General features: G+C 66.3%; 11 protein-coding genes. All 11 read right to left on the reverse strand.

The window, feature by feature from the left end; translation table 11 throughout:
• On the reverse strand, window positions 1-2,434 hold a 2,434-nt coding region (addB, locus tag EOD07_RS05860), incomplete at its 3' end, for a double-strand break repair protein AddB (RefSeq protein WP_127234330.1).
• A 60-nt stretch (window positions 2,435-2,494) separates the two neighbouring features.
• On the reverse strand, window positions 2,495-3,271 hold the full coding sequence (locus EOD07_RS05865; protein WP_245469882.1) for a nucleotidyltransferase family protein: 777 nt from the start codon (window positions 3,269-3,271) through the stop codon (window positions 2,495-2,497).
• A complete protein-coding gene (gene tsaE, locus EOD07_RS05870; protein WP_127234331.1) occupies window positions 3,268-4,779 on the reverse strand; it encodes a tRNA (adenosine(37)-N6)-threonylcarbamoyltransferase complex ATPase subunit type 1 TsaE in 1,512 nt (503 codons plus the stop codon). Before tsaE ends, EOD07_RS05865 begins: the two co-directional genes overlap by 4 nt.
• Before the next feature lie 10 nt (window positions 4,780-4,789).
• Window positions 4,790-7,369 (reverse strand): PAS domain-containing sensor histidine kinase, encoded by a 2,580-nt coding sequence (locus EOD07_RS05875; RefSeq protein WP_127234332.1) that lies wholly within the window; start codon window positions 7,367-7,369, stop codon window positions 4,790-4,792.
• Window positions 7,370-7,558: 189 nt separating this feature from the next.
• Window positions 7,559-8,959 (reverse strand): adenosylhomocysteinase, encoded by a 1,401-nt coding sequence (gene ahcY, locus EOD07_RS05880; RefSeq protein WP_040986847.1) that lies wholly within the window; start codon window positions 8,957-8,959, stop codon window positions 7,559-7,561.
• Window positions 8,960-9,124: 165 nt separating this feature from the next.
• Entirely contained in the window at window positions 9,125-9,421 is a 297-nt protein-coding gene (locus EOD07_RS05885) for an HPr family phosphocarrier protein (protein WP_041000039.1), read from the reverse strand.
• Entirely contained in the window at window positions 9,418-9,819 is a 402-nt protein-coding gene (locus EOD07_RS05890; protein ID WP_040986851.1) for a PTS sugar transporter subunit IIA, read from the reverse strand. Before EOD07_RS05890 ends, EOD07_RS05885 begins: the two co-directional genes overlap by 4 nt.
• Before the next feature lie 164 nt (window positions 9,820-9,983).
• Window positions 9,984-10,445, reverse strand: a complete 462-nt coding sequence (locus EOD07_RS05900; RefSeq protein ID WP_127234334.1) for an HPr kinase/phosphorylase — start codon at window positions 10,443-10,445, stop codon at window positions 9,984-9,986.
• A gap of 14 nt (window positions 10,446-10,459) precedes the next feature.
• Complete coding sequence (locus EOD07_RS05905) at window positions 10,460-12,244, reverse strand: sensor histidine kinase (RefSeq protein WP_041003680.1); 1,785 nt, start codon at window positions 12,242-12,244, stop codon at window positions 10,460-10,462.
• A 122-nt stretch (window positions 12,245-12,366) separates the two neighbouring features.
• Window positions 12,367-13,068 (reverse strand): response regulator transcription factor, encoded by a 702-nt coding sequence (locus EOD07_RS05910; protein WP_006201274.1) that lies wholly within the window; start codon window positions 13,066-13,068, stop codon window positions 12,367-12,369.
• Between the two features lie 14 nt (window positions 13,069-13,082).
• Window positions 13,083-13,270: hypothetical protein (locus tag EOD07_RS38085; RefSeq protein ID WP_206519422.1), on the reverse strand; the 188-nt coding region annotated here is incomplete at its 5' end.

Below are 13,270 nucleotides of genomic sequence, written 5' to 3' on the forward strand. Positions count from 1 at the left end.
GCCGCGAGAACAGATGCAGGATCTCGTGGAACAGCGTGCCGCGTTCGGCCGCGCCCGGATCGCGGATCAAAGGTTCGAGCGGCGAGAGCCCGAGGATGCGCCGCGCATAGACCGCGTAGGGGTCGCGGCGCAAAGTCTCGATCTCGGTGACCGAGAAATGCAGCGGGCGCATGCTGAGCGGCGGCTTGGGCTGCGGGCGAGGGGCAAAATCCTTCTTCTCGCCAGCGTCGAGCGCCCGCGCCCAGCCAAGCAGCGCGTCGCCGCGGCCACGCAGGGCCGCCGCCGGTTCCTTGCCGATGAAGGTCAGGATGCGCTGCAGCCAGCGCGACGGCACCGCCGGCGCATCGCCTGAGCGCGCCGAGCGCGTCAGCACCACCTCTTTCGTGCCCATCGCCATCTGGAAATCATGCGCGGCAAGGCCGATGCGCCGTTCCGGCGGCTCGAGGTCGATGCCGGTCTTCATCAGCCGCGACATGAAGCGGTCGCTCTCGGGCTTGCGCGGCCAGACCCCTTCATTGAGCCCGCCGATGACCAGCGTGTCGACATTCTGCAATCGGGCTTCCAGCGCGCCCCAGATCGCGATGTTGCGGTCGGTGCCTTGCGCCGGCTTCACCGTCTCCGGCGCGATCAGCGCCTCCATCACGTCGGGCCATTCCGAAGCGGCGAAGGTGAAGGGCGATGACGCTGCCACCAGTCCGCGCAGCAGCTCGGCGAGCTTTTCGCCGGCGTCTCCGGCATAGAGCTCGGCCAGGCTGCCATCGGGCGCGCGGCCCAGATCCTCCAGCGCAGCAACGCTGGCGCGCGTCAGCGTCGCGATGTCGGCGTCCTTCTCGTCGCGCATCGCGGTGAGGCGCAGGAGCGCGCTGGTAAGGTGGCTAAGCATGCCCTGTGCCTGCTCGATGCCGCGCACGGTGAGACGCGAAAACCAGAAAGGCTGACGGGTGTCGCCGCTCAGCTCCGCGAGCCGTGTCTCGAAAAGAGCGCCGAGCGATGCGACATCGGGCCGACCCGTGCCGCCGCGCAGCGCCACCAGCTCGATAAGTTCGGCAGCCTTGCGCACGCTAGGGCGTTCGAGACCGAGCCCAAGCAGCGGATGCTTGAGCAAGGCGAGAAGGCCCACCGGATCGCCGGGCCGGAACGCCGCATTCAGCGCCAGCCTCAGCAGGCTGGCGGCCGGCGTGTTGAGGAGCGGCGCGCCGCCGGAATCGTCGGCGACGACGCCGAAACGCAGAAGCTCGGCCGAGACCCGTCGCGCCAGCGCGCGGTCGCCGGTGACGAGCGCCGCGCGCTTGCCTGGAGTCTCCACGGCGCGCTTCAGCGCGATGGCGATTGCCGCCGCCTCGTCGCGCTCGTTCGCCGCCTCCACCAGCGTCACGCCGGCAAGCGCCTGTTCGATGTCATGTGCCGTGAAGCGCGGCCGCGTCTCGGTCCAGTATTCGGTGGTTTCGGCCGGCCGCAGCGCCTCGCCGACAAGCGCCGCGCGCAACGCAAGCGGTTGCTGCGTCGCGACGACGTCTTCGACGTCCCGGCGCGCAACGCCTATGCCGCCGATCAGCTTGGCGAGGCCGTATTGGGGGTGGCCGAGCGTTGCCGGCCGCGCGCCGGGCGCCGTGATCGCGGCGAAGGATGCATCGTCCAGCTCGCGGTCGAGCCCGGGCAGCACGACCGCGCCATTGGGCAGGCCGGCGATCACGGCAAGCAGTTCGGCGGTAGCGGGGATCGAGCCGGTAGAACCGGCGGCGATCACCGGTCCGGCCGGCGGGTTGTGCTTCAACCGCGCCGCTTCCAGCCGGATCAGCGCGCTGCGATGCGCGGCCGGGTTGGAGCGGTCGCGCTCCTTGAGCAGTTCCGGCCAGTTGTCGGTGACGATGCCGAGGAAGTCGAGCGTCACCTGCCACCAGCCGGCAAGATTGCCGGTGACCAGCGTCGCGAGCTTCGCCCAGTCCGTGCCTTCGGTCTCGATCTCGTCCATCAGCCGGGCAAGATCGCGCGCCAGCCAGATGGCGTCGGCGGCCGAGGTCGGCACGACGAATTCCTCGTTGAACCGCTCTCGGACATGCGCCGGCAGGCTTTCCTTCCAGGCGCGCACCAGCGGCGCCAGCAAAAGCAGCCGCTCCTGCGCGGCGATCGGTGGGGCGAGGTCTATCGCCGGCGCCGCTTCCGCGTCGAAGGCCGCCTCGTCCTCGTCGAACTCGCCGAGCGGCCGCACCGTCGGCAGGATGGCCGAGCGTTTCCCGAGCATTTCGACAAAGGCGCCGCGCAGGGCCCGCGCGGCGCGGCGCGTCGGCACATAGATGGTGGCGTCGGCGAGCGCCAGCGGCTCGCCGTCGAAGCGGAAGCCGGGGATCAGGCGTCCGTCGAGCAACGCTCCGGCCAGCGTCGGCAGGAACGGCGCTCCGGGAGGGATGGAAAAGACGCGGCGCGCGCCGCTCATACCGCATTAGATCGCCGTGCGCCCGTTTGGGCGCACAAAGGACGATCTAACCCTTTGAATCTACGCATCGTGCTTACCGAAAATCGGAACCGATTTTCGGGCCGATGCGGTTGCGAGCGCGCCGGCGACGGCCGCTTCGGCGGCAGGTATTGCGTCCGGTGTGCCGACGGTGATCCAACGTCCGTTCATCTTCAAGCCGAACAGGCGCCCGGCGGCGATCGCCTTGTCGAAATAGACATTGAGCGAATGCGAGCCGGTGGGCGCGTCCTTGAAGATACGCGGATGAATGATCGCGGCGCCCGCATAGATCAGGCCCGCCGGATCGCCCTTCGAGCGCCGTAGGGCTCCATCGGGGGCAACCAGGAAATCGGTGCCGACGCAATGCCCGGTCGCTGAGTCGAGATCGGTAAGCATCAGCAGAATATCCATTCTGGCGGCGTCCCATGCAAGGGCAAGGCGCTCGAGGCTGGGTTCGCCTTTGTCGATCCAGAAGGTGTCGGCATTGATGATGTAGAACGGTTCGTTGCCCAGAAGCGGTAGCGCCTTGACGATGCCGCCCGCCGATTCCAGCAGCGCTTCGCGCTCGTCGGAGATGACGATCTTCGGTGCGCGTCGATGGGCGACATGGGCGACGATCTGCTCGGGCAGATAGTGCACGTTGACGACAGCCCTGGCGACGCCGGCCGCCTCCAGGCTGTCCAGCCCCCAGTCGAGCAGGGTCTTGCCGGCGATCTTCACCAGCGGCTTGGGCATCGTGTCGGTGATCGGCCGCATGCGCTTGCCCAGCCCGGCCGCCAGCACCATCGCGGTCTTCGGCGTCATGGTTGGGGGTTTCATGGGACCCGTTCCTCGAGCAGGCCATGGGCCATGTAGAATTCCTTCAGGCCGGCCAGCGCCGGATGCGCCAGCGACCGCCTCAGATAATCGCGGATGCGCGGCAGGTGTTTCAGATAGTAGGGCTTGCTGTCGCGCTTTTCGAGCCGCACGAAGATGCCGAGTATCTTCGAATTGCGCTGCGCCGCCATGATCGCATAGGCCTCGGCGAAACCGGCCTCGTCGAAGGCGCCGGCGGCGCGCCTGGCCGCGACATAGGCAGCAACCGTCCGCCGCTCGATCTCAGGCGAGACGGTGACACGCGCATCCATCGCGAGCGAGGCGACGTCATAGGCGGCCGGGCCGATCAGGGCATCCTGGACGTCGACGATGCCGAGCCGGTCGAGGCCGGATCGCTCCGCCCGCCAGATGATGTTGGGCGAATGGAAGTCGCGCAGCATCAGCGTGTATTCGCTGCCTGCGAGGCGGTCGAGAAGGGCATTCCACACCTGGTGATAGCCCGCCCGCAAGTCGTCGTTTGCCGGCTCGCCGGTGATCCACGGCACATACCAGTCGACCAGAAGATCGGCCTCGATCAGCATGGCGTCCCGATCGAAAGGCGGCACGTCGTGGGCCACGCCCGGCGCCGCTTCCATGTGATCGGGCCAGGCCTTGCCATGCATCATGGCCAGCAGCTCCGCCGCCGCTTCGTAGCGTTTCGCGATGGGCTGGCCGTCGGTGCTCAAAAAGCCTTCCGATCCGAGATGCTCCAGCAGCAAAAAACCCTGGTCGAGGTCCTGGGCGTGGATCGCCGGCACGCTGACACCGTTCGCGAGCAGTGCCCTGTCGATGGCGACGAAGGCGCTGACGGATTGCGCCGTGTGGGCGATCACCGCATAGGGCTTGCCGTCGCGCACCGGCGGCCCGAGCACGAGGCGCGGCGAGTTCATCAGCACGCGCGGCTCCTGGCCCGGTAGCGAGACGATCTCATAGGAGCGCGCGGAGGCGTCGCCGACGAAATGGCGGCGGCCGGCGTCGCCCCAGCCGGCAATGGCCAGGAAATCGCGCATGGCCAGCGATCGCGCCACGCGGTCATAGACCGGTCCCTGCCCGGAAAGCCGCGCCACGCGGCCTTCGCCGTGTTCGGCAAGATCGACCCAAAGCGCGTTTGCCGGCAAACGATCTCCGGCCCGTTCCGGCCATTCGATGAGCGCCGCGCCTTGGCTGAGCGCATCGTCGAGGCCGAGCTCGTCGAGCTCGTCCGGCGCGGAGAGGCGGTAGAGGTCGAAATGATGCACCGGAACGCGCGTCTCGTAGCTCTGCACCAGCGTGAAGGTCGGGCTCGGCACTTCGAGGCCGGCATCGTCCGCAAGCGCGCGGATCAGCGCGCGGGCGAGCGTCGACTTGCCGGCGCCGAGATCGCCTCTCAGCGCGATTGCGTCGCCGGCGCGCAACGCCATGGCAAGGTCCTCGCCAAGCCTTGCCGTTGCCGCCTCGTCGGCGAGAAAACGCTCCAGCACCATCCCTGTCATATAGGCCGCGCTACTCGGCCGCGTCGCGGATGCCGGCCGGCGTATCCGGGATTCCGGACGGCTTGTCCGGGAAGGTGCAGATCACCGTGGTGCCCTTATCTTCTGCGGTCTCGATGCGCACGGTTCCGCCATGCAGTTCGACGAAGCTCTTGACGATCGAGAGCCCGAGCCCCGCACCGCGCCGACGTCCGCCATTGGCGCGCGGCTCGAAGCGGCGGAAGACCGATTCCAGCACGTCCGGCGGCATGCCGGGGCCGTCGTCATGCACCGAGAATTCGACGCCGTCGGCCAATCGGCGGCAGGTGAGCCGGATCGTGCTTGCCTCCGGCGCGTAGTTCGCCGCGTTGCTCAGCAGATTGTAGAGGATCTGGCGGATGCGAGTCTCGTCGCCATGGAAGCTTGCCGGCGCTTCCGCCGCATCGATCTCGAGCTTGATCCGGTGTTCGTCCAGCCGGTCGGCGACCAGTTCCGCGGCCGCGGCGATCGTCCGGTCGATGTTCATTTCGGAAATGTCGAGCTGCATGATGCCGGCATCGACGGTCGCCAGGTCGAGGATATCGTTGACGATGGTGAGCAGCACCGATGACGACGAGCCGACATGCTCGACATATTCGCGCTGCTTCGGCGTCAGCGGTCCGGTCGCGGGCAGCGACAAAAGCTCGGTGAAGCCGATGATGTTGGTCAGCGGCGAGCGCAGCTCATAGGACACGTGCTGCACGAATTCGTTCTTCAGCTGGTCGGATTTCTCCAGCGCCTCGTTCCTGTCCTTGAGCGCCCGTTCGACATTGACGGTGTCGGTGACGTCGACGAAGGTGATCATCACCTGGCCGTTGGGCAGGTGGATCACCGCGTAGCTCATCACGTTGCCGTTCATCAGCTCGATCTGGCCGCGGCGGTCGCGGCGCTCGTCGTCGAAGCCGGTGACCGCGGCGACGAAACCGCCCCACGGGCTGTTCGCGGCGCGCTGGTCGCACAGGTCGCGGATCGCCGAAACATGGACGTTCGGCTTGACCGCCTCCGCCGTCAGCCCCCACAGCGCGACGAAGGCCGGATTGGATAGCCGCAGCCGCCCGTCCGGACCGAACACGACCACGCCTTCGGCGAGGTTGTCCAGCGTCTCGCCCTGCACCCGCACGGCGGTCTGGTAGCGGCTTTCGAGGTCCATCTTCTCGGTCAGGTTCTCGAACACCCAGGTGACGCCGCCCTTCGGCTGCGGGTTCGCCACCACGCGGATCGTCTTGCCGTCCGGCAGGTGCCACCAATGCTCCTGCGATTCGACGGCGCGATAGGCGCTGAGCAGGTTTTCCTTCCAGCGCCGCCATTCCGGCTGCTCGGCGATCCTGCCTTCCGAGCGCAGCCGGTCGAGCAGCAGCGTGTTGGAAGGAGCGCTGAGCAGGAAGCCCGAGTCGAGACCCCAAAGCTTCTGGAAGGCCTGGTTGAAGAAGCGCAGCTTTTCCTCGGTGTCGAAGATCGCCACCGCGGTGTTCAACTGGTCGAGCGTGTCGGCATGGCTGCGCACGGTCCGCTCATATTCGGCGCGGATCGTCTCGGCCGCGCTTGTGTCGCAGGCAAGCCCCGCCGAGCCGTCGGCGCCGGCGAAGTCGGTGACCGCAAACATGCGGCGGTCGCCTTCGATCACGGTGGAAAGCGTCTGTTCGAAGACCGGTCGCGACTTGTGCTGCTCGGCGATCTGCTCGCGCGCCTGGCCGCCGAGGAATTCCTTGGCGTCGCGCACGGCCGCGGCCGCGCTTTCGGCCTCCACCGCCTCGGCATAGGCGCGGTTCACCCATTGCAGCCGTCCGTCCGCGGCGCGCAGCCATGCCGGCATCTTCAAGGCGTCGAGCAGGCCGACCATCGTGTCGTAATCCGCGCTGAGCCGCTGGTTCTCGATCTTCAGCCTGGCCTGGTTGCGCAGCGTCTCCGACAGCGACACGAAGCGCACCAGCACATGCGCCGCGCTCTTGCGGCCATGCACCTCCAGCGGCACGCCGGCCTGCGTTTCGATGATGAGGTCGAAGGCTTTCGCCTGTTCGCGCAGCGCGGCGACCGCGTGCTCCAACGCCGCCGCCGAACGCGGCATCAGCCAGCGGCCGAAGGCAAGGAAGGCGGACCTGTCGTCGGGCGCGCCGCTGTCCAGCGGCAGGCTGCCGATGAGCTCGGGCTTCTTGTTGTCCGTGGTCCAGACCACCAGGCGCTGGTCGCGCAGATTGAGCAGCGCTTCGGAACGCTGCAGCGCCGCGTTGACGTCCGCGATGCGGGCCCTGAGCTGGACATTCTGCGAGGCGGTGCGCGTGCGCTCGCGGATCAGGAAGATGGCCGAGACCAGTGCGGCGCCCATGACGCCGACGAACATGGCGAGCTGCATGACCTCGACGGTGCCGACAGGCGCCGCGGCCTTTCCCGGAATGGCTGTCTCGGCGTGGGCGGCAAAGGTGAGCAGCGGGCCGGCAAGCGCCGAGGTGGCAAGCAGCGAGGCCAGCCGCAAGCCGCCGCGAAAACCGCCGCCGCTCACGGCGGGGCCGGCCTTGCTCGAATCCTCATGGCCGCCGGAAACGGCCGTTCCCGCGCGTGGCGGGTAATCCCCCGGCATGTCTTGGTCCTCTTCGCCGCTTGAATGCAAGACCGCCCTGAATGCGTCCCGGCCCAACATGTCCCCGGACCGCGAATCACAACAATAACGCCTGCTGGAATCGGCGTGAAGAATCATTGGCGCAAAAAATAAAGCCGGGCGGAAAGTCAACCACCCGGCTTCAATATCTGGTAGATAATTTCGCTTTGGTTAATAGCGGTAGTGTTCCGGCTTATACGGGCCCTGCGGCGTCACGCCGATATAGGCGGCCTGCTCGCCCGACAGCTCGGTCAGCTTGGCGCCGAGCTTGTCGAGATGCAGCCTCGCGACCTTCTCGTCGAGGTGCTTGGGCAGCACATAGACCTGGTTCTGGTACTGGCCGTGCTTGGTGAAGAGCTCGATCTGCGCCAGCACCTGGTTGGTGAACGAGGCCGACATGACGAAGCTCGGATGTCCGGTGGCGTTGCCGAGGTTCAGCAGGCGTCCCTCGGACAGGAGGATCATCCGCTTGCCGTCCGGGAAGGTGATCAGGTCGACCTGCGGCTTGACGTTGGTCCATTTCAGATTGCGCAGCGACGCCACCTGGATCTCGTTGTCGAAGTGGCCGATATTGCCGACGATCACCATGTCCTTCATCGCCCGCATATGGTCGAGCGTGACGACGTCCTTGTTGCCGGTGGTGGTGATGACGATGTCGGCGGTCGGGGCCGCGTCTTCCAGCGTCACCACCTCATAGCCGTCCATGGCCGCCTGCAGCGCGCAGATCGGGTCGACCTCGGTGACCTTGACGCGGGCGCCGGCGCCGCGCAGCGAGGCCGACGAGCCCTTGCCGACGTCGCCATAGCCGCAGACCACCGCGACCTTGCCGGCCATCATCGTGTCGGTGCCGCGGCGGATGCCGTCCACCAGCGATTCCTTGCAGCCATATTTGTTGTCGAATTTCGACTTGGTGACGGAATCGTTGACGTTGATCGCCGGGAAGGGCAGCAGGCCCTTCTTCTGCAGCTGGTAGAGGCGGTTGACGCCTGTGGTGGTCTCCTCGGTGACGCCGCGGATCGCTTCGCGCTGCTTGGTGAAGAAGCCCGGCGAGGCCTTCAGGCGCTTCTTGATCTGGGCGAACAGGATCTCTTCCTCCTCGCTGCCGGGATTGGACAGCACGTCCTCGCCGGCCTCGGCGCGCGCGCCGAGCAGGATGTACATGGTGGCGTCGCCGCCGTCGTCCAGGATCATGTTGGAGGTGCCGCCATCGGTCCACTGGAAGATGCGGTCGGTGTAGTTCCAGTAATCCTCGAGCGACTCGCCCTTGACGGCGAAGACCGGGATGCCGGCCTCGGCGATCGCGGCGGCCGCATGGTCCTGCGTCGAGAAGATGTTGCAGGAGGCCCAGCGGATGTCGGCGCCCAGCGCCTTCAGCGTTTCGATCAGCACCGCCGTCTGGATGGTCATGTGCAGCGAGCCGGTGATGCGCGCGCCCTTGAGCGGCTTCTTGGCGCCGAACTCCTCGCGGCAGGCCATCAGGCCCGGCATTTCCGTTTCGGCGATCTCGATCTCCTTGCGGCCCCAGCCGGCAAGCGAGATATCGGCGACCACATAGTCCTTGCTACCCGTCATGGCAGTGCTCCGGTGTGATTTTTTCTCAAAGGCGCGCCGACGCCAGGAGGCGCAGGGAGGGCGCGATCGCCGGCCTGACTAGCAGATCGGCCGCCATACGACAATGGGACATAAAGAAATCTTTATGCGCGCATGTCCTGGAAAAGCGAGATGTGAAGCCGGGAACTAGATTTCCTCGCCGAAGCGCGAGGCGACCAGTTGCTCCAGCGCGTCCATGGCCGGCACGGCTTCCGGGCCGCTGGCGATGACGCGAATCGAATAGCCCGGGCTCGCCGCCAGCATCATCAGGCCCATGATCGAGGTGCCGCCGACCTTCACGCCGTCCTTCTCGACATGGATGGTGGCGTCGAAGCCGCTGGCGACCTGCACGAACTTGGCCGAAGCGCGCGCATGCAGGCCGCGCTGGTTGATGATCGGGAACTCCCGCACAACCTCGTCCGTCTGCGGCGCCGATGCGTTCATTTGCTGCTCAGGAGCTGGCTGGCGACGTTGATGTATTTGCGGCCCGCCGCCTGCGCCTCGTCGAGCGCCGCGGTCATGTTGTCGCCCTTGCGGATCGAGGAAAGCTTGATCAGCATCGGCAGGTTCATGCCGGCGATCACCTCGGTGCGGCCGGATTCCATCACCGAGATGGCAAGGTTGGAGGGCGTGCCGCCGAACATGTCGGTGAGCACGATGACGCCGGCCCCGGTGTCGACGCGCGCCACCGCGTCGACGATGTCGGCCCGGCGCTGCTCCATGTCGTCGTCGGCGCCGATCGCCACGGTCTCGAAATTGTCTTGCGGCCCGACGACATGCTCTACGGCATGCCGGAACTCGGTGGCGAGTTGACCGTGCGTCACGAGCACGAGTCCGATCATTCTCTGGTGGCTCCCGTCATCGCCGCTTCACAGGCGTATCTTATGTTCGCCAGCCATTCCAGGCGGCGGGAGCGCTATCTTGTCGACGCACGCCCGGTTGACAAGCCCAAAATTGCGGCGGCCCGGGCCATTTTGACGCATCGCAGCAAAAAACCCCGGGCGGATCATGAAAAAGGCTGGATCGACAGCCGCGCCATCAGCATGGGCAGCGCGGCGGTGACATTCTGCCGGGCGACGTCGATGCGGGCCATCCGGCATCCGGCGATCGTCTCCGTGGTCTCGTCCTGCAGACGCGCCATGTCGGCCGGTTCGACAAGCCGAACCACCAGATCGATCACGGCGGCCGGCTCGAAGGCCAGCGGCCGCGGCCCGATCCCGTGCACCTCGCAGAGTCCGGCGATGCTTGCCGGCGCGCGGCACACCAGCCGGCCGCCATGCGCGGCTGCAAACAACTGGTCGTCGCCGACCAGCCGGGAAAACATGCCGCGGGTGCGGCAATGATCGATAAGCGCCAGCGCCAGCGTCGTCTTGCCGGCGCCGGATGGCCCGGTGATCAGCACGCCATGCTCGCCGATCAGCAGGGCCGTCCCATGGATGTTGCGGGGCTTCGTGGCGGTGTCCGGCATGTTCGGTTCGGCGATCAACCTTCCGCGGGCAGCGTCACCACGAAACGCGCGCCCTTGATCTCGCCGGGCTTGGTGCCGGGGATGTTCTCGGCCGTCAGCGTGCCGCCATGCGCCTCGACGATCTGGCGGCTGATCGACAGGCCGAGGCCGGAGTTCTGGCCGAACGCCTCGCCGGCCGGTCGGTCGGTATAGAAGCGCTCGAAAATGCGGTCGATCTTCTCGGCCCGGATGCCCGGGCCGTTGTCGTCGACGGTGATGATGTTGAACTTGCCCGCGCGCGCCAATGAGATCGCGATGTGCCCGTGCTCGTCGGGCACGAAGGAGCGCGCGTTCTCGATCAGGTTGGTGATGACCTGGCCGATCCTGAGGTCGTGGCCGACAACGAAATAGCCTCGGGCGCCGGCCGGCAGCTTGGCCACCTTGAGCTCGATCTCGACGGCCTTCTTGTTGCGCGTCGTCTCGCGCGAGACCGCGATGAGGTCGGTGATGAACTTCTTCAGGTCCACGGTTCCGGCGTCCTCCCGCGCGAGCTCGGCGTCGAGGCGGGAGGCGTCCGAGATGTCGGTGATTAGCCGGTCGAGCCGCTTCACGTCGTGCTGGATGATCTCCATCAGACGCGCGCGAGACGTATCGTTCTTCGCCAAAGGCAGCGTCTCGACGGCGCTGCGCAGCGACGTCAGCGGGTTCTTCAGCTCATGCGACACGTCGGCGGCGAAGCTTTCGATCGCCTCGATGCGCGCATAAAGCGCATTCGTCATGTCGCGCACGGCAATGGACAAATTGCCGATCTCGTCCTGACGATCGGAAAAATCGGGGATTTCCTCGCGGCTCTTGACGCCGCGCCGCACCCTGACGGCGGCGGCGGAAAGCCGGCGCAGCGGATTGGCGATGGTGGACGCCAGAAGCAACGACAGGATCGCGGTGACGAGAGCCGCCACCCCGAACACGCGCAGGATCGCCTTGCGCTCGGCCGCGACGATCTTGTCGATGTCGCCGCCTTCGGTGGACAGCATCAAGACGCCGAGCACGGCGCGGAAGCGCTGGATCGGCACCGCGACGGAGACGATCTGCTCGCCCTGCTCGCTCACCCGCACGATGGTCGAGGGGCTGCCGGTCAGTGCCTTGACCACTTCCGGGAAGGCCGCGCCATTGCCGCCGGGTTGCTCATGGTAGACCGGCAGGTCCTTGTTGCGGAAGAAGTCGAAGATGAATTTCTCGACCCGTTCCAGGAGGTCCGGCTGCTCGTCCTCGACCGGCGGCAAGTCGTAGCGCAGGATCTGGCCGCGCGAATAGAGATGCCGCGAATCGAGCAGCAGGTTGGCGTCGCGGTCGTAGATGCGGGCGCGGGTGCGGGTCGGCGAGATCAGGCGCCTGAGCACCGGCGCGACGCGTTCCGGATTGATCGGGAAATCGAGATTGTCGAGCTGGTCGGACCCTGGCCCAAGGCTCTCGCCGGCCTGCAGCTCGAGCAGCTTTTCCGGGTCGATGCTGATCGAGTCGGTCTCGACGGTCGCCGAAGCCGCGATCGCGCCGGCGATGATCTCGCCCTGCGTCATCAGGCTTTCGACGCGCGCGTCGATCAGCCCGTCGCGGAACGTGTTGAGATAGAGGATGCCGGTGACCAGCACGGCGAGGCCGGCCATGTTGAGGAACAGGATGCGCCGCGTCAGGCTGGAGAAGATGTGGTGGCCGAGAAACCGGCGCATCGGCACCGTGATTTTCGACACGAAGGCGGGCACGATCCGCGGCGGACGCTTTGCCGCGCCCGCCCGTCTGCCTCGCTCTACTTCCACTGCCATCGAATAGCAGGCCCTGTCTGGTGAATGGTGAATGGCGAATGGAAAAATGGGCAGCCGAGACAGAGGCAGGTCATGAATTGACCCTCGCGCCATTCACCATTCACTATTGACCATTCACTACCTCAAGCTTCGCGGAACCGGTACCCGACTCCGTAAAGGGTCTCGATCATCTCGAAGTCGTCGTCGACGGCCTTGAACTTCTTGCGCAGCCGCTTGATGTGGCTGTCGATGGTGCGGTCGTCGACATAGACCTGCTCATCATAGGCCGAATCCATCAGCGCATCACGGCTTTTTACCACGCCGGGGCGCTGTGCCAGCGAATGCAGGATGAGGAACTCGGTCACCGTCAGCGTCACCGGCTCGCCCTTCCAGGTGCAGGTGTGCCGCTCCTGGTCCATCACCAGCTGGCCGCGTTCGAGCGAGCGGGCCTGCTGGCTGGGCGCCTTGGCCGCCGCCTCGCGGGCGCTGGTGCGTCGGAGCACCGCGCGCACCCGCTCGACCAGCAGGCGCTGCGAGAACGGTTTGCGGATGAAGTCGTCGGCGCCCATCTTGAGGCCGAACAATTCGTCGATCTCGTCGTCCTTCGAGGTCAGGAAGATGACCGGCAGGTCCGACTTCTGGCGCATGCGGCGCAACAGCTCCATGCCGTCCATGCGCGGCATCTTGATGTCGAGGATGGCAAGATTCGGCGGCCGCGCCGCCAGGCCTTCCAGCGCCGACGCGCCATCGGTGTAGGTTTCGACCCGATAGCCCTCGGACTCAAGCGCGATCGACACCGAGGTCAGAATGTTGCGGTCGTCGTCGACAAGCGCGATTGTTGCCATTTCAAGCGGCTCCCTCATGAGCTGTCCCTTCTGTCGTCGAGAAGGGGCTTTTGCAGGACAAATTGGGTACAAAATGTGGCACGGGCCTTGTCCGAAGTCACGGGCGGCCTGCCGCTACACACCATCGCACCCGGATTGGGATTGGACGAACCGAGGCTGCCAATCCTTTGGGCAACGTCTGTGATTTTTTGCACATATAAAC

It is taken from the genome of Mesorhizobium sp. M2C.T.Ca.TU.002.02.1.1 (assembly GCF_003997225.1).

What these genes read in the sequence shown, in the direction of transcription:
- EOD07_RS05865 (WP_245469882.1), bottom strand. Translation starts at nt 3,271, where the DNA reads ATGAAACCCCCAACCATGACGCCGAAGACCGCGATGGTGCTGGCGGCC.
- tsaE (WP_127234331.1), bottom strand. Translation starts at nt 4,779, where the DNA reads ATGACAGGGATGGTGCTGGAGCGTTTTCTCGCCGACGAGGCGGCAACG.
- EOD07_RS05875 (WP_127234332.1), bottom strand. Translation starts at nt 7,369, where the DNA reads ATGCCGGGGGATTACCCGCCACGCGCGGGAACGGCCGTTTCCGGCGGC.
- ahcY (WP_040986847.1), bottom strand. Translation starts at nt 8,959, where the DNA reads ATGACGGGTAGCAAGGACTATGTGGTCGCCGATATCTCGCTTGCCGGC.
- EOD07_RS05885 (WP_041000039.1), bottom strand. Translation starts at nt 9,421, where the DNA reads ATGAACGCATCGGCGCCGCAGACGGACGAGGTTGTGCGGGAGTTCCCG.
- EOD07_RS05890 (WP_040986851.1), bottom strand. Translation starts at nt 9,819, where the DNA reads ATGATCGGACTCGTGCTCGTGACGCACGGTCAACTCGCCACCGAGTTC.
- EOD07_RS05900 (WP_127234334.1), bottom strand. Translation starts at nt 10,445, where the DNA reads ATGCCGGACACCGCCACGAAGCCCCGCAACATCCATGGGACGGCCCTG.
- EOD07_RS05905 (WP_041003680.1), bottom strand. Translation starts at nt 12,244, where the DNA reads ATGGCAGTGGAAGTAGAGCGAGGCAGACGGGCGGGCGCGGCAAAGCGT.
- EOD07_RS05910 (WP_006201274.1), bottom strand. Translation starts at nt 13,068, where the DNA reads ATGGCAACAATCGCGCTTGTCGACGACGACCGCAACATTCTGACCTCG.